The organism is Pseudomonas sp. Marseille-P9899, from assembly GCF_903166565.1.
Lineage (GTDB): Bacteria > Pseudomonadota > Gammaproteobacteria > Pseudomonadales > Pseudomonadaceae > Aquipseudomonas > Aquipseudomonas huaxiensis.
The window spans coordinates 1,439,724-1,458,116 of sequence record NZ_CAESCG010000001.1; the positions used below are offsets into that span (position 1 = coordinate 1,439,724).

General features: G+C 64.0%; 17 protein-coding genes. 13 read left to right on the forward strand and 4 right to left on the reverse strand.

Annotation, left to right across the window (positions count from 1 at the left end; all coding sequences use genetic code 11):
• The 8 genes from HWV67_RS06400 to HWV67_RS06435 all read left to right on the forward strand — a co-directional run bounded on the left by HWV67_RS06400 (position 1) and on the right by HWV67_RS06435 (position 8,906).
• Entirely contained in the window at positions 1-915 is a 915-nt protein-coding gene (locus tag HWV67_RS06400; protein WP_175650425.1) for a hydroxymethylglutaryl-CoA lyase, read from the forward strand.
• 100 nt (positions 916-1,015) lie between these two features.
• Positions 1,016-1,474 carry a hypothetical protein gene (locus tag HWV67_RS06405; protein ID WP_175650426.1) on the forward strand — a complete coding sequence of 153 codons (459 nt, stop codon included), beginning with the start codon at positions 1,016-1,018 and terminating at the stop codon, positions 1,472-1,474.
• Positions 1,474-2,856: a tripartite tricarboxylate transporter permease gene (locus HWV67_RS06410; protein WP_175650427.1), complete on the forward strand. Its 1,383-nt coding sequence runs from the start codon at positions 1,474-1,476 to the stop codon at positions 2,854-2,856. Before HWV67_RS06405 ends, HWV67_RS06410 begins: the two co-directional genes overlap by 1 nt.
• A gap of 78 nt (positions 2,857-2,934) precedes the next feature.
• Complete coding sequence (locus tag HWV67_RS06415; protein ID WP_175650428.1) at positions 2,935-4,185, forward strand: OprD family porin; 1,251 nt, start codon at positions 2,935-2,937, stop codon at positions 4,183-4,185.
• 411 nt (positions 4,186-4,596) lie between these two features.
• Positions 4,597-5,574, forward strand: a complete 978-nt coding sequence (locus HWV67_RS06420; RefSeq protein ID WP_110973444.1) for a helix-turn-helix transcriptional regulator — start codon at positions 4,597-4,599, stop codon at positions 5,572-5,574.
• Positions 5,575-5,707: 133 nt separating this feature from the next.
• Positions 5,708-6,580 carry a transporter gene (locus tag HWV67_RS06425; protein WP_175650429.1) on the forward strand — a complete coding sequence of 291 codons (873 nt, stop codon included), beginning with the start codon at positions 5,708-5,710 and terminating at the stop codon, positions 6,578-6,580.
• A gap of 22 nt (positions 6,581-6,602) precedes the next feature.
• Complete coding sequence (locus HWV67_RS06430; RefSeq protein WP_175650430.1) at positions 6,603-7,766, forward strand: MFS transporter; 1,164 nt, start codon at positions 6,603-6,605, stop codon at positions 7,764-7,766.
• A 33-nt stretch (positions 7,767-7,799) separates the two neighbouring features.
• Complete coding sequence (locus tag HWV67_RS06435; protein ID WP_175650431.1) at positions 7,800-8,906, forward strand: class II histone deacetylase; 1,107 nt, start codon at positions 7,800-7,802, stop codon at positions 8,904-8,906.
• A 2-nt stretch (positions 8,907-8,908) separates the two neighbouring features.
• On the opposite strand, the gene HWV67_RS06440 is transcribed toward HWV67_RS06435, so the two are convergent.
• Positions 8,909-9,556 (reverse strand): TetR/AcrR family transcriptional regulator, encoded by a 648-nt coding sequence (locus HWV67_RS06440; RefSeq protein ID WP_175650432.1) that lies wholly within the window; start codon positions 9,554-9,556, stop codon positions 8,909-8,911.
• A gap of 129 nt (positions 9,557-9,685) precedes the next feature.
• Here HWV67_RS06440 and HWV67_RS06445 point away from each other — a divergent pair, with 129 nt between their 5' ends.
• Positions 9,686-10,903, forward strand: a complete 1,218-nt coding sequence (locus HWV67_RS06445) for an MFS transporter (RefSeq protein WP_175650433.1) — start codon at positions 9,686-9,688, stop codon at positions 10,901-10,903.
• Positions 10,904-10,923: 20 nt separating this feature from the next.
• Here HWV67_RS06445 and HWV67_RS06450 read toward each other — a convergent pair whose 3' ends face one another.
• A complete protein-coding gene (locus HWV67_RS06450; RefSeq protein ID WP_175650434.1) occupies positions 10,924-11,403 on the reverse strand; it encodes an isochorismatase family protein in 480 nt (159 codons plus the stop codon).
• A 140-nt stretch (positions 11,404-11,543) separates the two neighbouring features.
• On the opposite strand from HWV67_RS06450, the gene HWV67_RS06455 reads away from it, so the two are divergent.
• The 3 genes from HWV67_RS06455 to HWV67_RS06465 all read left to right on the forward strand — a co-directional run bounded on the left by HWV67_RS06455 (position 11,544) and on the right by HWV67_RS06465 (position 14,382).
• The gene (locus tag HWV67_RS06455) at positions 11,544-12,161 is read left to right on the forward strand and encodes a LysE family transporter (protein WP_175650435.1); all 618 of its coding nucleotides are present in this window, start codon (positions 11,544-11,546) and stop codon (positions 12,159-12,161) included.
• Positions 12,162-12,235: 74 nt separating this feature from the next.
• Entirely contained in the window at positions 12,236-12,766 is a 531-nt protein-coding gene (locus tag HWV67_RS06460) for an AAA family ATPase (RefSeq protein WP_175650436.1), read from the forward strand.
• Between the two features lie 29 nt (positions 12,767-12,795).
• Entirely contained in the window at positions 12,796-14,382 is a 1,587-nt protein-coding gene (locus HWV67_RS06465; RefSeq protein ID WP_175650437.1) for a hypothetical protein, read from the forward strand.
• A gap of 279 nt (positions 14,383-14,661) precedes the next feature.
• Here HWV67_RS06465 and HWV67_RS06470 read toward each other — a convergent pair whose 3' ends face one another.
• A complete protein-coding gene (locus tag HWV67_RS06470) occupies positions 14,662-15,288 on the reverse strand; it encodes an SMI1/KNR4 family protein (RefSeq protein ID WP_256680027.1) in 627 nt (208 codons plus the stop codon).
• Between the two features lie 136 nt (positions 15,289-15,424).
• A complete protein-coding gene (locus tag HWV67_RS06475) occupies positions 15,425-16,120 on the reverse strand; it encodes a tRNA (adenine(22)-N(1))-methyltransferase (RefSeq protein WP_175650439.1) in 696 nt (231 codons plus the stop codon).
• 258 nt (positions 16,121-16,378) lie between these two features.
• Between HWV67_RS06475 and HWV67_RS06480 the strand changes: the two genes are divergently transcribed.
• Positions 16,379-17,242: a GGDEF domain-containing protein gene (locus HWV67_RS06480; RefSeq protein ID WP_175650440.1), complete on the forward strand. Its 864-nt coding sequence runs from the start codon at positions 16,379-16,381 to the stop codon at positions 17,240-17,242.
• Positions 17,243-18,393: the final 1,151 nt, after the last annotated feature.

Sequence of the window (18,393 nt, forward strand, 5' to 3'; positions counted from 1 at the left end):
ATGGCCGCGTCCGAGAAGGTGAAAATCGTCGAAATGGCGGCCCGCGACGGTCTGCAGAACGAGCCCCGGCACCTGTCGGTGGCGGCTCGCCTGAGCCTGATCCGCGAGCTGGCGACCACCGGCCTGCGGCACATCGAGGGCGGCGCCTTCGTGTCGCCGCGCTGGGTGCCGCAAATGGCCGGCGCCGAGGAACTGTTCCGGCAGTTGCCGAGCGACGATGGCGTCACCTATTCCGCCCTGGTGCCTAACCTCCAGGGCCTGGAAGCCGCGCTGCGGGCGGGCTGTCGCGAGGTGGCGGTGTTCGCCGCCGCCTCCGAGGCGTTCTCGCGCAGCAACATCAATTGCTCCATCGACGAGAGTTTCGAACGCTTCGCGCCGGTGCTGCACACCGCGCGTGAAGCGGGCGTGCACGTGCGCGGCTATGTATCCTGCGTGCTCGGCTGCCCGTTCAGCGGCCCGGTCGCCACGGATGCCGTGGTGCGGGTCGCCAGCCGCCTGTACCAGATGGGCTGCCATGAAATCAGCCTGGGCGACACCATCGGTGCGGGCCGGCCGGACGAGACGGCGCGACTGATCGAACACTGCGCCCAGGCGCTGCCGATAACCGCGCTGGCCGGCCATTTCCATGACACCTATGGCATGGCCATCGCCAATATCCACACGGCATTGAGCCTGGGCATGCGCACCTTCGACAGCTCGGTGGCAGGCCTTGGCGGTTGCCCCTACTCACCCGGCGCCAGCGGCAACGTGGCCACCGAAGACGTGCTGTACCTGCTGCACGGCATGGGCTTTGAAACCGGCATCGACCTGGATGCCGTGGCCCGGGTTGGCGCGCGGATCAGCGCCGAACTGGGCCAGCCGTCGCGCTCCCGTGTCGGCCTGGCCCTGGCTGCGAGGAGCGCTCGCCAGCCCTGAACCGACGTTGCTCCCGAACAAAAACAACAAGCCCGCAAGGGCAGGAGAATTCCAATGAAACCTGAATGCCGCCTGCACCGCCTCCGCCCGGAGGCCAACCATGGCTGACGACAACCTCTATGAAGTCTGGGGCGACACCGTCGACAGCCGCCACCTGATGGCGTCCATCGCCGTCGGCGCCGCGTGCAGCCTGGGTGCGTTCTTTCTGGCTGAGCACCTGCTGACCGGCTGGGTCGAGTCCGACCAGATGGCCCGCGCCTACGCCATGTTGCTGGGCATCCTCGGCTCGCTCGTCGGCGGCGCCGTCAGCGCCTGCCTGTTCAAGCCCAAACGCAATGTGGTGGAACACGTCACCGACCCGGCGTGGCGCCTGCAGGTCATCGAAGAACTGCGCGCCGAATACGGCGGCCTCGGCCAGATGTCCGACCTGCCCCCGGAAGTGCTCGCCGAGTTGCGTGAACTGGGCCTGGATCGCCTCTTCGCAGACGCCGAAACCCCTGCGCCGCAGCAACCCCAATCGCGCCCGCACGGCGCGACCCTGAAGGGAGGTGTCGCCTGATGGACGCCCTGTTCGACCAGATCCTGATTGCCGCCCTGATGGGCGTGATTGGCGCCGTGGTGTTCTCCGCCATCGGCCTGATTTCCGGCAGCGACGAAACCACCACTCTGGCACCGCTGACCTTGCTTGTAGTGCTGCTGGGCGTGCCCGCCGCCGGGGTGTTCACCTTCTTCCTTGCCGGCGCGGTGGCCAAGCACATGACCCACGCGGTGCCGACGGCGTTGCTGGGGATTCCTGGCGACACCATGGCCACGCCGCTGATGCGCGAGGCGAATTTCCTGCGCAACCTGGGTGTGCCGCACATTGCCCTGCGCAAGATGATTTCCGGCGCGGTGATCGCCGCACTGGTCGCGGTGCCGTTGGCGGTGCTGTTCGCCGTGCTGCTGGCGCCGTTCGGCAGCGCGATCAAACAGGCCGCGCCCTGGGTGTTCCTCGCTGCCGCCACCACCATTGCCTACTTCTCGGCGGGCCGCTGGGCCTCGGTGCTGGCGCTGCTACCGTTCGTGCTGGTGATCATCGCCCTGCAGACCCTCACCGGTCAGCACGGGGTCAAACTCAGCGTCAGCTACTTCCTCGGCATCGCCATCGGCCCGTTGATTGCGGCGCTGTTCGCCATGCTCGCCCCGGCGGAACGGGCGCGGATGAAGCGCAACGAACCACGGACTTTTTCGCTGTCGCCGGACGTGAAAGGCTGGGGCGGCTGGTTCCCCAACCCGCTGAAAGTCCTCGACCGCCGTCAGGCCGGCTGGACCCTGGCCACCGCCACCGTGTCGAGCGCCACCTTCGTGTTCAGCCCGGTAGCGATGACGGTGATCCTCGGTGAAGTGGTCGGTGCGCGCATCAAGCACGCCTATCACCGCCTGACCTCGGTAATCACCGTGCGCAACGGCGTCACCGAATCCACCTACATCGCCGAGGCGCTGATCCCGCTGATCGCCTTCGGTCTACCGCTGAGCCCGGTGGCCGCCGGCCCTGCGGCGCCGCTGTTCAACGCACCACCGCGGTTCACCGTGGACACCGCCACCGGCCAGGTGAACAACCTGCACAACCTGCTCAGCGCGGGCGAATTCCTCGCCTTCGGCATGCTTGCGGTGGTCATCGCCATCCTCATCGCCTACCCGTTCTCGATGAACTTCGCCCACCGCGCCGCCTCGTTCGTGTCGCGGCGCATCAGCCACGAGGCGGTGATCGCCACCTTCGTCGGCCTGATCCTGGTGATCGGCTTGTGGGAAGGCGGCCTGCTCGGCTTGCTGGTGATCCTCACCATCGGCCTGCTGGGCGGATTCCTCTACCGCTTTATCGGCTTCAACATCGGTGTGCAGTTCATGGGCTACTACACCGCCGTGCTCAGCGTGCCGGCCATCGTCGCACTGTTCGCCTGACCTGATTTTCCCTCGTTACCCCACGCAGCCCGGGCCGGCTGCGTGGTTTCACTCGCCCGCAAAAAAGGAACAACAACAATGAATATCCTTTGCACCCCTCGCCGCGTGCCGGCTGCCTGCGCCTGCCTGCTGCTGACTACCGGCGCCGTCCAGGCCCAGGGCTTCGTCGAAGACGCCAAGGCCGGCCTCACCCTGCGCAACTTCTACATCAACCGTAACTTCGTCGACCCGGCGTTCCCGCAAGGCAAGGCCGAGGAATGGACCCAGAGCTTCATCCTCGACGCCAAGTCCGGCTTCACCCAGGGCACCGTCGGCTTCGGCGTGGACGTGCTGGGGCTGTATTCGGTCAAGCTGGACGGCGGCCGCGGCACGGCCAATACGCAATTGCTGCCAGTGCATGACGATGGCCGCCCGGCCGATGACTTCGGCCGCCTGGGCGTGGCGCTCAAGGCCAAGGTTTCCGCGACTGAACTGAAGGTCGGCGAATGGTCGCCGATGCTGCCGGTGCTGCGCTCCGACGACGGCCGCTCGCTGCCGCAGACCTTCCAGGGCGCGCAGATCACCTCCCGCGAGATCACCGACCTGACGCTGTACGGCGCGCGTTTCCGCGGCAACAGCCCGCGCAACGACGCGAGCATGGACGACATGTTCATGGGCGGCCGGCCGGGCGCGACCTCGGACCAGCTGGACATTGTCGGTGCGGAATACCTGTTCAACGACAAGGCGACCCAGGTCGGGGTCTGGCACTCGGACCTTGAAGACATCTACCGCCAGCAGTACTACAACCTGATTTACCGCCAGGCCGTGGGCAACTGGACCCTGGGCGCCAACCTCGGCTGGTTCGTCGGCAAGGACAGCGGTCGCTCACTGGCCGGCGACATGGACAACCGCACCGGCTCGCTCATGTTGTCGGCACGGACCGGCGCGCACACCTTTTATGTCGGCCTGCAACGGGTCAGCGGCGATACCGGCTGGATGCGGGTCAACGGCACGGCGGGCACCAGCCTGGCCAACGACAGCTTCAACTCCAGCTACGACAACGCCCGCGAGCGCTCTTGGCAGCTGCGCTACGACCACGACTTCGCTGCCGAAGGCTTGCCGGGGCTGCAACTGATGACCCGCTACATCAGCGGCGACAACGTGCACATCGGCGCGGTGCGCGACGGCAAGGAATGGGGCCGGGAAACCGAGCTGGCCTACACCCTCCAGAGCGGGTCCCTGCGCGACCTGACCATCAAATGGCGCAGCTCGACCTTGCGCCGGGACTTCAGCAGCAATGAGTTCGATGAGCATCGGGTGATTGTGAGTTATCCGCTTTCGGTGTTGTGATTCAGCGTTGGTGATGGGCTGAAGGGCCTCATCGCTGCATCGGTATCTGCATATCTCGACGGCAAGCCCAGAGCTTCAGGTCATCGCAAAATGTGGGGATTCACCGGACGCCGGCCCTTCGCGGCGGTCCGGCGTCCGGTGAATCCGCTCCCACAGGATCGCAGGCGGCTGACGGTTTGCGATTGCCGACGAGATGTGTGAATACCCATGCAGCGATGAGGCCCTCCGCCCCACAACAATCCCCGCCCCGACCAACAACCTTCCCCCTCCATCCTGCATCTGTAGGATAGTGATCCCGCCCCAATCCACCGACACTCTCCCCCAGGCCCTGCCAACGTCGCCACGACGCTCCGGTCCTTGTTGAACCCGTGACGAAACCAATAAGAAAAGTCGCACAGAGGTATCCAACCCATGAGCGGTCATGAACACAGCCTTGCCAGCCTTCTCGCGGCGTTCAGCGCCACGACCCTTGAACTGCAGCGCCTTGCGCAAAACAACGACATCGAACATTTCCACCAGCCCGCCCTGGCGAGCATCAGCCAGGTACTGCCCTTCACCAGCGCCTGGTGGGGCCGCGCGGCGCTGATCGACGGGATGCCGGAAGAGCACAGCTCGTACCTCTACAATCTGGCGCCCAGCTACCTGCCGGACTGGCAATCCATTCGCCACACCGACGTGACCATCCACCGCGTCCACGAACGCCCGGGGCAAACCGTCATCGTCGACATGCGCGACCCGGCCAACGGCGCCGGGCTCAACTGGCTCGGGGAGACCTACGGCATCGGCGAGCTGCTGTGCGTGGTCTACATCGACCCGCAAACCCACCTCAGCGACCATCTCGCCCTGTACCGCGCCCCTGGCGCGCCGCGTTTCACCGAACAGGACTGCCGAATCCTCGACAACCTCATGCTGCACCTGGTGGCGGCGGTGTCGGCCAACCATATCCGCACGCTGGTCGCCAAACGCGAAATGCTCACGCCCTCGCGCAACCTCGCGCTGGCCGTGTGCGACCAGCGCGGCACCTTGCACTGCGCCGAACGCGGCTTTGTCGACCTGCTGCTCAACGAGTGGCCGGACTGGACCGGCCCCTTGCTGCCGGTGCCGATGGACGCCCGCGGCTATGACGGCAAGCGCTTGCAGGTCGAAGCCTCGGCGGTCGGTGATCTGTTTCTGCTGGCCGCGCGCGGGCGCAATGCCTTCGATCAGCTCAGCCCGCGGGAAAACGCCGTGGCCCTGGGCTTCGGCGAGGGCAAGACCTACAAGGAAATCGCCCGCGACCTGGGCATGTCGCCCAACACCGTGCGCCATCACATCCGCGCCATCTACAGCAAGCTCGGGGTCAACGACAAAACCCGCATCGCCCACCTGCTGCACACGCCGCCTGACTGATCCCCAGCGCTGACCCGCACTGACCGATTCGCCGGTTTTACCGGCGACGGGATCCCTTTGCCTTTTTTTTGCCACTGCCCGGTACCGGCGAGCCGTTCGCCACACAACAACTCGAAGAAGAGACGAAAAGAGCATGAGCAACCACCTTCACCGCACCCTCGCCGCTGTCACCGGCGGCCTGTTGAGCCTTCAGGCCAGCGCCGCCGACCTCAACGCCCGGGACTTTTTCGGTGCGCCCTCGGGCACCACGCTGGGCGTGCTGTACCTGCCGGCGACCCGCGCCAATGACTTCCACGGCCCGGCCGACAGCACCGGCAAGGCCGAGCTGAAGGTCAACGCCGTGGCTTATCGTCAGGTGTTCTTCACCGACCTCTGCGGCACCCTGTGCACACCGCAGTTCATCGTGCCCTTCGCCGATATCGACGCCCGCCTGCCCGGCGCCAGCGGTCATACCGGTGAAAGCGGTTTCGGCGACCCGCAAGTGGGCGGCACGCTGTTTTTCATCAATGACCCGGCCTCGCGCACCTACAGCGGCCTGCTGACCTTGGTCACCCTGCCGGTGGGCGAGTACCACGGGCAGAACCCCGATGTCTCGCCCGGCGCCAACCGCTGGGGCACCACCTTCGTTTACAACTACACCCAGGGCATCGGCGAAAAGTGGGTGCTGGAAGCCAACCTCGAAGCCCAGCTCTACGGCAAGAACGACGACTATTTCGGCGCCGAGCTGAAACAGGATCCGCTCTACCGCCTGCAAGCCTTCGCCTCCTACGACTTCACCCCCGCCACCTACGGCGCGCTGCGCCTGATCCATGCCGATGGCGGCGAACTGCGGATCAACGACCAGCGCATCGACGACACCCACAAGCGCTACACCCAGGTCGGTTTCGAAGTCGGCCACTGGCTCGACCAACAGAACCAACTGATGTTCAGCCTCTCGCAGAACGTCGCCACCGATAACGGCTACCACGGTGCGGACGCCTTGCTGCGTCTGGTCCATGTGTTCTGATCGACTGTCCCGGAGCTTGCCCATGACTACCCAGACCCGGCCGCTGTCCGGCGGCAACCTGTTCGCCTCCTCGCAATTGGCGCTGCTCGCGGCCATCGTGCTGTTTGCCGCGATCACCCCGACCATCCTCATGACCGCGCCGGCCGTCGCCGCGCAACTGGCCACGCAATGGCAACTGAGCCCGTCACAGATCGGCGACCTGTTTTCCACCGAACTGGGCGCCATGAGCCTGGCCACCCTGCCCGCGTTCTGGTGGCTGAAACGGGTCAACTGGCGCACGGCGGCGGTGCTCGCCGGCCTGTTGTTCATCGGCGCCAACCTGCTGTCGATCTGGGCCCAGGACTACAGCACCCTGCTGGCGCTGCGTTTCTGCAGTGCGCTGGCCGGCGGCTCGCTGATGATCATCTGCCTGTCGAGCGCCGCGTCCACGGCCAATCCGAGCCGGGTCTATGGCTTGTGGGTGATGGGCCAACTGGTGGTCGGCGCCATCGGCCTTAGCGTGCTGCCACGGCTGTTCGAACACTACGGTCTGGCGGCCTGCTACCTGATCCTGGCCGTACTGATGACGCTGTTCCTGCCGCTGGCGCGCTTCTTCCCGCAGGGGGCGCCGGGCGCGCAGCAGAACGTCGATGAGCGTCCACGGGCGGCGAAGTGGAAGGTCGCGCTGGGCATTCTCGGCATCCTCAGCTTCTACATCAGCCTGAGCGGAGTCTGGACCTTTATCGGCGCCATCAGCGCCAACGCCGGCATCTCCGCCGAAGCGAGCGGCGAAGTGCTCGCCATCGCCACCGTGATGGGCATCGTCGGCGCCGGCTGCGCCTCGCTGATCGGCGACCGCCTGCCGCGCGTGCTGCTGTTGCTGCTGGGTTACGGCCTGATGGCAGGTTCGGTGCTGTTGCTGCTCGGTCAGCCACCGCTGGCCCGGCTCGCCCTGGCCGCGTTGGCCTTCAAGTTCACCTGGACCTTCATCCTGCCGCTGATCCTCGCCTGCCTGGCGGACCTGGACCGCTCCGGAAAACTGATGAACGCCTCCAACCTGGTGATCGGCGGCGGCCTGGCGATAGGCCCGGCCATCGCCGGACGCCTGATCGAAAGCAGCGGCGGTTTCCAGCCGCTGCTGATCAGCGCCGCCGTTGTCACCCTCGCCTCCCTGTTGCTGATTCTCGGCTGCCGCACCAGCGCCTGAGCCGCCCCATTACCCTGAAAGAACGGAAAGACCATGAGCCGAACCACTGCTTTTTTCTCCGATGAACTCAGCCTCTGGCACAGCGCCGGCCTGCACGCCCTGACCCTGCCGGTCGGCGGCTGGGTGCAGCCGCCCGCCGCTGCGGGCCATGCCGAATCACCGGAAACCAAGCGCCGCCTGAAAAGCCTGCTGGACGTCTCCGGCCTGACCCGCCAGTTGCAGGTGCGCAGCGCCGCCAGCGCCACCGACGAGGATCTTTTGCGCGTCCACAGCGCCGAGTACCTGCAACGCTTCAAAGCCATGAGCGACGCCGGTGGCGGCGAACTCGGGCCGCATGCGCCCATTGGCCCGGGCAGCTACGAGATCGCCCAACTGTCCGCCGGCCTGGCCATGGCCGCGGTCGACGCCGTGCTGGCCGGTGAAGCGAACAACGCTTACTCGCTGTCGCGGCCACCGGGGCACCACTGCCTGGCCGACAGCGCCATGGGCTTCTGCTTCCTGGCGAACATCGCCATCGCCGTCGAGGCGGCCAAAGCCCGGCGCGGGCTGGGCAAGGTCGCGGTGATCGACTGGGACGTGCACCACGGCAACGGCACCCAGTCCATCTTCGAGGACCGCGGCGATGTGCTGACCATTTCCCTGCATCAGGACGGCTGCTTCCCAGCCGGCTACAGCGGCGAAGAAGACCGCGGTCGCGGCGCCGGGCTGGGAGCGAACATCAACATCCCGCTGCCACCGGGCAGCGGCCATGACGCCTACCTGCATGCCATGCAGCGCATGGTGATCCCGGCACTGGAGCGTTTCGAGCCGGAACTGATCATCGTCGCCTGCGGCTATGACGCCAACGCCGTCGACCCGCTGGCGCGGATGCTGCTGCACAGCGACTCGTTCCGCGAGATGACCCGGCAAGTGCGCGAAGCCGCCGAGCGGCTGTGCCACGGGCGGCTGGTGCTGGTGCATGAAGGGGGGTATTCGGAAGCCTATGTGCCGTTCTGCGGACTGGCGACGATCGAGGAACTGGCGGGCATCAGGACCGAGGTCAACGACCCGATGCTGGAGTTCGTGCAGTTGCAGCAGCCGAGCGCCACCGTGACGGCATTCCAGCGGCAGCTGGTGGACGAGATGGCTGACCGGCGCTGAAGTCAGGCTGGGCGGGGCCTGCCTTGCAGGCCCTGACCGGAACCCGCCGCCGCGTCCCAGGTGGTCATCACCTGGGTGATCGCCGCGTCGATCACCGCATGCGGCACCTCGTCCCGGGCGAGGATCGAAACGCCCTGCAGAAAACTGTCGAACACCGCCGCCATCACCCTCGCGTCAGTACCCTCCGGCAGCTCCCCGGCGCGAATCCCTCGTTCGACACAGGCCACGAACCCCGCCCGCGTGCGTACCCGCGACTGCGTCAGCGCATCCGCCACCCGCGCATTTTCCGGGCTCGGCGCACTCATCACGCCGAGCGCCACCATGCAGCCCTTGGGGTGACCGTCCTCGCACTGCATGCACGCCGAGCGGCGCAGCGCCGTCTCGATGGCCTCGCGTGGCGGCGGGCATTCATCCCACAGGCATTCGGTGACCCGGGCGAAGGTGGTCAGGTAACGCTGCACGCACTCGTTGAACAACGCCTCCTTGGAACCGAACGCCGCGTAGAAGCTTGGTGCAGAAATGCCGCCGCCGAGCCCGGCCTTCAACTGGGTGAGCGAGGTGGCGTCATAGCCGTGCTGCCAGAACAGGTGCAGCGCCTGCTCCACCGCCTGATCGCGATCGAAGGTGCGGGGTCGGCCCATTTTCGCCATGTCGGAAATCCTCTGGAAAACGAGATAGATACTATTCGATACATAAATCGTTGACAACGAGCAGGCGCGGACGCCAACATTTGTATCGATTGGTATCTAAATCAAACTTTCTTGCTCAAGGAGTCCTGCGTGACCACCTCACTTTCCTCATCGGCAGCGCCCGAACGCTTGCCCATCGGCGCCCTGCTCGCCCTGGCCATGCCCGGCTTCCTCTGTATCGTCACCGAAACCTTGCCCGCCGGCCTGTTGCCGCTGATCAGCGAGGGCCTGGCGATTTCCCCGTCGATGGCCGGGCAGATGGTCACCGCCTACGCACTGGGTTCGGTGCTGGCGGTCATCCCCATGACCATCGCCACCCGTGGCTGGCGCCGGCGCAATGTGCTGTTGCTGACCATCGTTGGCTTTCTGCTGTTCAACTCGATCACCGCGCTGTCGTCCCACTATGGCGTGACCCTGGTGGCGCGCTTCTTCGCCGGTGTCTCGGCGGGCCTGGCCTGGAGCCTGCTGGCCGGTTATGCCCGGCGCATGGTTGCGCCGCAGCAACAGGGCAAGGCGCTGGCGCTAGCGATGGTCGGCACGCCGATCGCCTTGTCGCTGGGCGTGCCGCTTGGCACCTGGCTCGGCGGGCTGGTGGGCTGGCGCAGCACCTTCGGCCTGATTTCGGCATTGACCCTGGCGCTGATCGTCTGGGTGCTGGTGAAAGTCCCCGACTATCCGCCGCAGCCGGCGCACCAGCGCCAGTCGCTACGCGCCGTGCTGACCACGCCAGGGGTACGGCCGGTGCTGGCGGTGGTGATCAGCTGGATGCTCGCGCACAACATTCTCTACACCTACATCGCCCCGTTCGTGGCACCGGCAGGACTGGCGGAGCGCGTGGACCTGGTGTTGCTGGTGTTTGGCGTCGCCGCGCTCGCCGGCATCTGGATGACCGCCCGGCTGGTCGAGCCGCTGCTGCGGGTGACTACCCTGGCCAGCCTGGCGACTTTCGCGCTGGTGTCGCTGGTGTTTGGTGTGCTCGGCAATGTGCCGGAAGTGATCTACATCGGCGTGGCGGTCTGGGGCCTGAGCTTCGGCGGCGCGGCGACACTACTGCAAACCGCCCTGGCGGATGCTGCGGGCGACGGCGCGGATGTGGCGTTGTCACTCAATGTGGTGGCGTGGAACAGCGCCATTGCCGGGAGTGGCGTGGTGGGCGGGGTGTTGCTGGATCGCTGGGGTGTCGAGGCGTTTCCCTGGGCGATGCTGGTACTGATCGGGCTGAGCTTCGCCATCGCCCGCGGGGCCCGGGCCCATGGGTTTACGCCGGGGCCAAGGCGGGCTGAGGCCGGGGTGGTTGTGGGGCATTGATCAATATCGCCTGAGCTGCCTCAGCCACCCAATTCCGCCATCACCTCTTCGGTCGTGGTGACCTCACGAAAATGATGCGTCCAAAGGTCAATCCCTAACCGTCCCGAGCGGTCCAGCGAGGAACCCACGGTCAGGTCGGTGACCAGCGTCGGGCTCAAGCCGGCATCGAACAGCGCGAAGCCGGCAGCGAGCACGCAGGTTTCGGTCTGCATGCCGCAGACCAGCACCCGCTCCACCCCAAGCTGCTTGATGTAGTCGAGGGTTTCGGCGGTCTGGCCGTAGCCATGCTTGACGAACACCCGGTCAACCTCGACCAGGCACTCGTCTTCCACTGCCGGGTGCCAGCCAAGCTGGCGTTGAAATGGCGTGACCTGCTCATCATGCAGTTCGACCGAGGCGATCGCCGGCAACCGTGCCGACAGCCAGCGCGCCCGGTCGACCAGCCACTCGGGCGGGCTGAAGGTGGACTGGATGTCGACGATGAGTAGCACCTGGCGCATGGACGGCCCTCGAAGGTGAATGAAGGGCGCGGAGTATATCGCCAGTGGCGTGCCACACACACTGGGCCCCCTCGATACCTGCAGCGGATGATAGGCTACGCCCCACTCGGCTTTTTCCATCCGCTACAGGAGATTCCCCCATGCTCGGCGTGACCGACTACGGCGCTTTCGTGATCGCGTTCATCATCGTCCTGGCCATTCCCGGCCCCGGCAACTTCGCGCTGATCACAGCCACCGGCAAGGGCGGGATCAAGGCGGGCATGGCGGCGACCTGCGGGGTGATTCTCGGCGATCAGGTGCTGTTGTGGCTGGCGGTCGCCGGCGTCGCGACGCTGCTGGCCGCGTATCCGGCCGCGTTCCACCTGGTGCAATGGGTGGGCGCCGCCTATCTGGCGTACCTGGGCCTGCGCATGCTGCTGAGCAAACCCGGCGGCGCGCCGCGCAAGAGCCGCATGGACAACGGCCACTACCTGCGCCAGACCATGATGATCACCCTGCTCAACCCCAAGGCGATCATGTTCTACATGGCGTTCTTCCCGCTGTTCGTCGACCCGGTGAAACACCAGGGCCTGGTGACCTTCGGCTTCCTCGCCGCGACCGTCGCGGTGGTGACCTTCCTCTACGGCCTGATCGCCGTGGTCCTGACCCACAAACTGGCCGAACGCATGCGCGCCAACCCGCGCATCAGCAACCTGTTCGAACGCGCGGCGGGCGCCTGCCTGGTGGGGTTCGGGATCAAGCTGGCGGCCATGCGCTAATAACGTTCAGCGCCGTTGACAGTCCCGCAGAAAACGGCAGAATCGCCGGCCTTTTTCGTGACAGGACGGCTCCCATGCAACGGATTGTGATTCTCGGCAATGCCGGCAGTGGCAAATCCACCCTCGCCCGCGCCCTGGGCAAACGCCTCGACCTGCCGGTGGTGCACCTGGACAAACTGTTCTGGGAGCCCGGCTGGGTCGAGCCCGATGCCGAGCAGTTCCGCGAGCGGGTGCGCAACGCCGTCGCATCCGATAGCTGGGTCTGCGAAGGCAACTACGCCCGACGCACCTTCGACCTGCGTCTGCCCCGCGCCGACCTGATCATCTGGCTCGATACGCCGCGCCTCACCTGCTTGCCGCGAGTGCTCCTGCGCAGCCTGATGAATCGTCCGCGCCCCGACCTTCCGAAAGGCTGCAGCGAAAAGCTCGACCGGGAATTCCTCACTTTCCTCAAGTTCATCTGGCAATTCGATCGCGGCTACCGGCCCGGCATCGAACGCGTGCGCCTGGCCGTCGGCCCGCAGGTGCCGGTGGTGCACCTGCGCGGCAACCGGCAGATCGACGAATTTCTTCAAGCTCTGGGGATCGCCGCCGATACAGCCTGAACCAGTATGGAAACTAAAGGCTACCGATCATGAGCCCAACCATCGCGGGATTGCGCATTTCCCCCGTGTACATTGCGCCCCAGCCGGCACCCGTCAGTACCGAGAGCATCAACGCGGTCGAGGCGGTCACGGCCATCCCCAGCACCACTGTCAGCCTTGGGCAAAGTCCCAACAGCAACGAGGACGCACGCCTCTACACCTCGCGAGGCACCCTCGGCGCGTCGCAGGTCCGCTACGCGCTGGAGCAAGACAACCTCGACAAACTCAGCATCAGCCTGATCAGCAGCATCCAGTCATCCTCCATCGGCGCCCGCTTCCAGGGCATCGGCGCGGCCTTGTTGGAGCAACTGGCGGCCAACGGTGGGCAATCCGTTTCGCAATCGGTGTTCACCTTTACCGAAGGCACCCAGCCCAGCGCCGAGGCGCTGAAGCTGCAAGGCAACGGCCTGCGCGAGAACCCGGCCAACGCCGTCAGCCTGACCCTGACCAGCGCCTCCGGTGCCACCATCACCCTGTCCCTGGCCAGCAACGAGAAAGGCCTGGCGGTCAGCGCCCAGGTTGAGGGCGGCCAGCTCACTGACAATGAACTCAAGGGCCTGGCAGCCCTGGCTGAAAGTTTCCAGGGCGCCATCAACGGCCTGACCGAAGAGCCGCCGCGTCTGGACCTCGGCAACCTGGTCAAGCTCGACCCGAACCTGTTCAGCTCATTGCAGATGAGCGCCCAACTGGAAACCGCCAGCGGCGAAGCGCAGCGCTTCAACCTGAGCCTGGACGACAGCGCTCGCACCCTGAGCCTGCAAGGCCCGTCCGGCAACGTGCAGTTGAACCTCGATACCCGCGACAAAACGCTGCTGGGTAACGACGCCCAGCGCCAGGCGGCGATCCAGAACTACCTGACCCAGTTCGACGCTGCGCAGCGTCGGGGCAAGGGTGACGAAAACCTGACGAACCTGTTCAAGGACGCCTTCGTTCAGCTCAACAGCGCCGACGATGGCAGCAAGACCTCCACCGAACGCACCTCGGTGCTGGGCAAGAACGACCGCGTGCTCCTCAGCGGCCTGGCCGACTTCAGCGCGTCGATCAGCCAGGAAGTCAAGCAGGTCAACCCGATGCGGCTGTCGGAGACTGACTACTTCGACTACAAGGTTTCCCAGTCGACCACGGTTCGTGGCACTGCCGAGGCCGCCCGCTCGGTACAGCAGGACCAGCAGGCCAGCCTGAAAGCCGCCTACCACGCAAGCCTCAACCCGGAAGTGGCGCTCGCGCTCAGCGCTGATAACGCCTCGCAGAACTACCGCTATCACGAGATCAACGATCAATCGAGCAGCAGCACTCGCCTGGCCTACGACAAGAAAGACCGGCTGATCGAGGCTAGCGCGACTCAGCAGGCTAGCCAGAACGAGCGTGTTCGTACCTTTATCAATGGTGCGGTGGAAGCGGATGTGAGCACGCCGACCTCGACGTCCGAGTCGCGTAACCTGCTGGGTCTGCTCAATGACGCGTTCACTCAGGAACGGGCGTCGTTGAGGGATCGCGGGGTTTCGATTCTCGAAGCACAGTTGGCGTCGAAGCGCAGTGACTGGGGGCTGGAATCCGATACGTCGAAGATTCGCTAGAGGTTTGAAATCTCGAAGGCATTCGCAAAATGTCTGCCCCTTGCGGTCCTGTAGGAGCGGCCATTAGCCGCGATGGGCCGCAAAGCGGCCCTAAGTCCATCCAGCACATTGTTTCTGGCGGATTGGGATCTCACATTCAGGGAGCCTGAGCGTCGACAGAAAGGACGGAAATAGACAGCCACCTCGTGCGGGATGGTTTTGGGGCCGCTTTGCGGCCCATCGCGGCTAACCGGCCGCTCCCACAAGTTCCGCGTCTTGCCTGTGGGTTCGCCTCCCCCCCTACGACGCGAACAGCACCTTCGCGGCATCGAGGAAATGAAACGCATCCGGCTCCCGGGTGTTCAGGCTGCGCCCGCCATCATCTTCCTCTCTGATCACGACGTTGCCGGACTCGAGCTGATCGACCAGCCACTCCAGAAACGCCGCCAGAGAATCCGCCAGCACGAATTTGTCGTCCTCATCCCGGCCGAAATTGATCACCTGCCCTACCGTTCCGTGCTCCCCCGGGTCCAGATCCACACCGAGGTGGTTGCCGCCGTAATCGTAGGCAAACGGAATCCAGTACCGGCTCGCATAAAGCGCTTTGACCATCCCCGGTTTCACCGATTTGGAAAAGGCGCTCAGGTCCGCCAGGTCCTCGGCCGACGACTCTTCGATGATCTCAAGCCACGACGCCCAGTGTTTCCGGGCATCGGCCAGGGACAGAAAGATCAGGCCATAGAACGGCCCGGTGTTGACCTCCACCCGCTGGCCGTCGTGCCAGCGGTAAAGCGCCTTCAGACTTTCCGGAAACGCCCGGCCCACTTGTTGCTCGAACTCGGCAATCGCGGCATCCGTCGCGCCAGGGGCCAGGTCTGCGTACAGCTCGGGAAGATGGGTTTCAAGCCACTGATCGAGACGGTCCATCGTTGCATTCATTACCGGGTGCCTTTGCAGGTGGAGTAGCCGTTTTGGAACGCAAGGACGGCAATTAGTGCGCAATGCTTTTACGGCATTTGTGCAGTTGGTCACGGTGTGAGCAGCGTATACACCGCCCTTGGTTTCACCTCAGTAATTCAGTAATCCACTGCACCTGCCGGGCCAGATCCCGCACCTTGTCTTCCGGCACGGCTTGCCGGGCCTGGGCGAAGTTGACCAAGGTGCGCTGCTTCAGCCGCAACAACCGCTGCCACTTGGCCAGGAACGCCGGGCTGCGCGCCTGCATCTGCAAGGGCCCGAAGTACAGTTCCTCGGCGCTGTACCGCACCGGCCCGCTGCGCTCGGCGACGATGATTTCGTAGTCGAAGCGGTTTTCCCGCAGGACTTCTTCGCTGAGGATTCGGTAGCCGTTGTCCATCAACCAGTGGCGCAGGGGCTGTTCGCCGCCGTTGGGCTGCAGGACCAGGCGTTCCTCGCCGCTCAGGTGGGCCTTGCCGCTGTCGAGGATGCCGCGAATCGTCTCGCCGCCCATGCCGCACAGGCTGACCACCGTAATCCCGTCCCCCGCCTCGATCGCCGCCAGGCCATCGGCCAGGCGCACGGTGATGCAATGCGCCAGGTCGTTCTCGCGAACCGTGCGCTCGGCTGCGCGGAACGGCGTCAACGCCACCTCGCCGGCCACCGCCGCCACAATGATGCCACGGCGCATCAAGGCGACCGGCAGGTACGCGTGATCCGAGCCGATATCCGCCAGCCGCGCCCCGGCAGGCACCTGCGCCGCCACACGTTCCAGGCGCCTGGACAATGTCTGTTTGTTCACCTACAGCCCCTTTTTCAGCACAAGCGTCCGGCGCGCTTGGCCGGTTCGGGGCGCAATTCTGTCGAGCAATGCCGGGTATTTCAAATGTCCGGTGGTGGTTTATCGTTGATCACAGGCCATAACCGCCAAAACGCGACCCATTCCAAATGGCCAGCCGATAGGCGACACTCCCCACTTCATGGACGTCTGCAACACCGCTCGGGGCCTGATTGCACGGCCGGGCCATGATCAAGTTGTATCCACCGGACGCCACGAACCATGCCCGTTGACCTGAAAACGCTGTACCCCAAACTGATCCACCTGATGCTGGACACGGTCTTCGTGGTCGACAGCGACAACCAGATCGTTTTTGTCAGCGACGCCTGCGAAGCCCTGTTGGGCTACCGTGCCGACGAGCTGACCGGCACCTTGATCACCCACTACATGCACCCTGATGACCTGCCGGCCACGCGGGCTTCGATCATTCGGGTCATGAACGGGCAACCCCACTTCGACTTCCGCAACCGCTATATCCGCAAGGACGGCGGCGTGGTGAACATCCTGTGGGCGGCCTTCTGGTCCGACGAGGTGGGGGCGCGCATCGGTGTTGCGCGCAATGTGACGGCCCTGACCCGGGCCGAGGACGAGCTGCGCTTCCTTGCCCACCACGACCCGCTGACCAAACTGACCAATCGCTCAGTGTTCAACGACCGCCTGGAATCGGCGCTGCACTCGGCGCGGCGGCATAACACCAAAGTTGCGTTGCTGTTCCTCGACATCAATGACTTCAAGCTGATCAACGATGTCCACGGCCATGCCGCGGGCGATCGCGTGCTGTGCGCCATTGCCCGACGCCTGGAACGCTGCGTGCGCGACACGGACACGGTGGCGCGGATGGGCGGTGACGAGTTCACCATGCTGTTGAGCGATATCGCGTCGGAAGAAGCGGTTGCCGAGAAAGTGGCGCAGATTCTCGCGATCATGGCCGAGCCGCTGGGTGACGAGTTCGACGGGCTGGACATGCCATCCTGCAGCATCGGTGTGGCCTGTTATCCCGCCGACGGCGAGGATGCCGATACGCTGCTCAGCCATGCGGACAGCGAGATGTACCAGGTAAAAAGACGTCGCTCGGCGGCAGGTTGAAACACACAAAACGTATTATCTGTCAGCCTGTGTAATGACTCTCCTGTTGAAATCCGGTGCATACGGTATACATCCCACGCAGTTGTAAAATGTCGACCATGTCACATTTTTTCTGATGGACTCGCAGGCAGGAAAAGAAATATCCGGGCGCTTGTCAGCGTAGTCATAAGCGGTAATAACTTGTCACTCATTTAGATGCCAGCCACCTCATTTGAACGGTTGACCGGCCACTATTCCAAGGTCCATTTGGGCGCGATCGCGGGCTGATAAACGACCTTTAGTCTTCATTTTTCATGAGCTGCTCACCGCTCACTTCCCGCTGAAGTACGAGTACTTTATTCCGTTCGGAGATATGCACTCGCACCGCTACCACACCCCAACGCCACTCCGTATTTTCGGGGCTTTCGCCTTTTCGCGACTATTAAGAGCCTGAAATAGCCATTCCTACGACGGGTATTTCTCACGCACTTTAACGGAATACTCTCTCGCAACTTACTCAGGCAAGGCATTTCAAATAAGTGCACTACGACGGCTATCGCACTCCCTTTCGTGACCAGAAACAAATCAATCAAAGTAAAAACAAATAAACCCCATAAAACTTAAAACTCATAAAATTAACTACGACCAAATACACCGAACAACAACCCCAAGAAGCCCTCACAAGATCCCGCCAACTAAAAACAACTTACAAAAACAATAACCCAACTAACCCACCCATTCCAAACAATAACCCCGCAATAACTCTTCCGCCTCTACAGATTATTTCTTGCAAACAAAAGACAATCGCGCAAACTTTTTGTGCTCCCCCAATCCCCCCCAACCAGCCCATGACCACAGAAAAGTTGACGCTTTACAAATAGTTAGCGCGTTAACAAATCGCACGCACGGCACGCCACCCCTGCTCTGCAGGCAATCAGGCAAGCACCGCCCCCACCCCTTAACGTTTGTGCACTTACAAAACTTACATCTATTGACGTCAATTAAACCGCGTCAAAAAAAATGATGTCACATTGCCATTGACCGTTGATCGCAACAGCGCTATTAATGCGGTCGTACTACCTCTGACCCTACTATGGGTCATCGCTGCGACGGAATGCGGGGGGGAGCATAAAATCAAACGGACGATGGTTTTCCACCATTACAGAATCCGT

Bases quoted from the DNA above. Each gene is read 5' to 3' on its own strand.
- HWV67_RS06400 (WP_175650425.1), top strand. From the start codon at position 1: ATGGCCGCGTCCGAGAAGGTGAAAATCGTCGAAATGGCGGCCCGCGAC.
- HWV67_RS06405 (WP_175650426.1), top strand. From the start codon at position 1,016: ATGGCTGACGACAACCTCTATGAAGTCTGGGGCGACACCGTCGACAGC.
- HWV67_RS06410 (WP_175650427.1), top strand. From the start codon at position 1,474: ATGGACGCCCTGTTCGACCAGATCCTGATTGCCGCCCTGATGGGCGTG.
- HWV67_RS06415 (WP_175650428.1), top strand. From the start codon at position 2,935: ATGAATATCCTTTGCACCCCTCGCCGCGTGCCGGCTGCCTGCGCCTGC.
- HWV67_RS06420 (WP_110973444.1), top strand. From the start codon at position 4,597: ATGAGCGGTCATGAACACAGCCTTGCCAGCCTTCTCGCGGCGTTCAGC.
- HWV67_RS06425 (WP_175650429.1), top strand. From the start codon at position 5,708: ATGAGCAACCACCTTCACCGCACCCTCGCCGCTGTCACCGGCGGCCTG.
- HWV67_RS06430 (WP_175650430.1), top strand. From the start codon at position 6,603: ATGACTACCCAGACCCGGCCGCTGTCCGGCGGCAACCTGTTCGCCTCC.
- HWV67_RS06435 (WP_175650431.1), top strand. From the start codon at position 7,800: ATGAGCCGAACCACTGCTTTTTTCTCCGATGAACTCAGCCTCTGGCAC.
- HWV67_RS06440 (WP_175650432.1), bottom strand. From the start codon at position 9,556: ATGGCGAAAATGGGCCGACCCCGCACCTTCGATCGCGATCAGGCGGTG.
- HWV67_RS06450 (WP_175650434.1), bottom strand. From the start codon at position 11,403: ATGCGCCAGGTGCTACTCATCGTCGACATCCAGTCCACCTTCAGCCCG.
- HWV67_RS06455 (WP_175650435.1), top strand. From the start codon at position 11,544: ATGCTCGGCGTGACCGACTACGGCGCTTTCGTGATCGCGTTCATCATC.
- HWV67_RS06460 (WP_175650436.1), top strand. From the start codon at position 12,236: ATGCAACGGATTGTGATTCTCGGCAATGCCGGCAGTGGCAAATCCACC.
- HWV67_RS06465 (WP_175650437.1), top strand. From the start codon at position 12,796: ATGAGCCCAACCATCGCGGGATTGCGCATTTCCCCCGTGTACATTGCG.
- HWV67_RS06470 (WP_256680027.1), bottom strand. From the start codon at position 15,288: ATGGACCGTCTCGATCAGTGGCTTGAAACCCATCTTCCCGAGCTGTAC.
- HWV67_RS06480 (WP_175650440.1), top strand. From the start codon at position 16,379: ATGCCCGTTGACCTGAAAACGCTGTACCCCAAACTGATCCACCTGATG.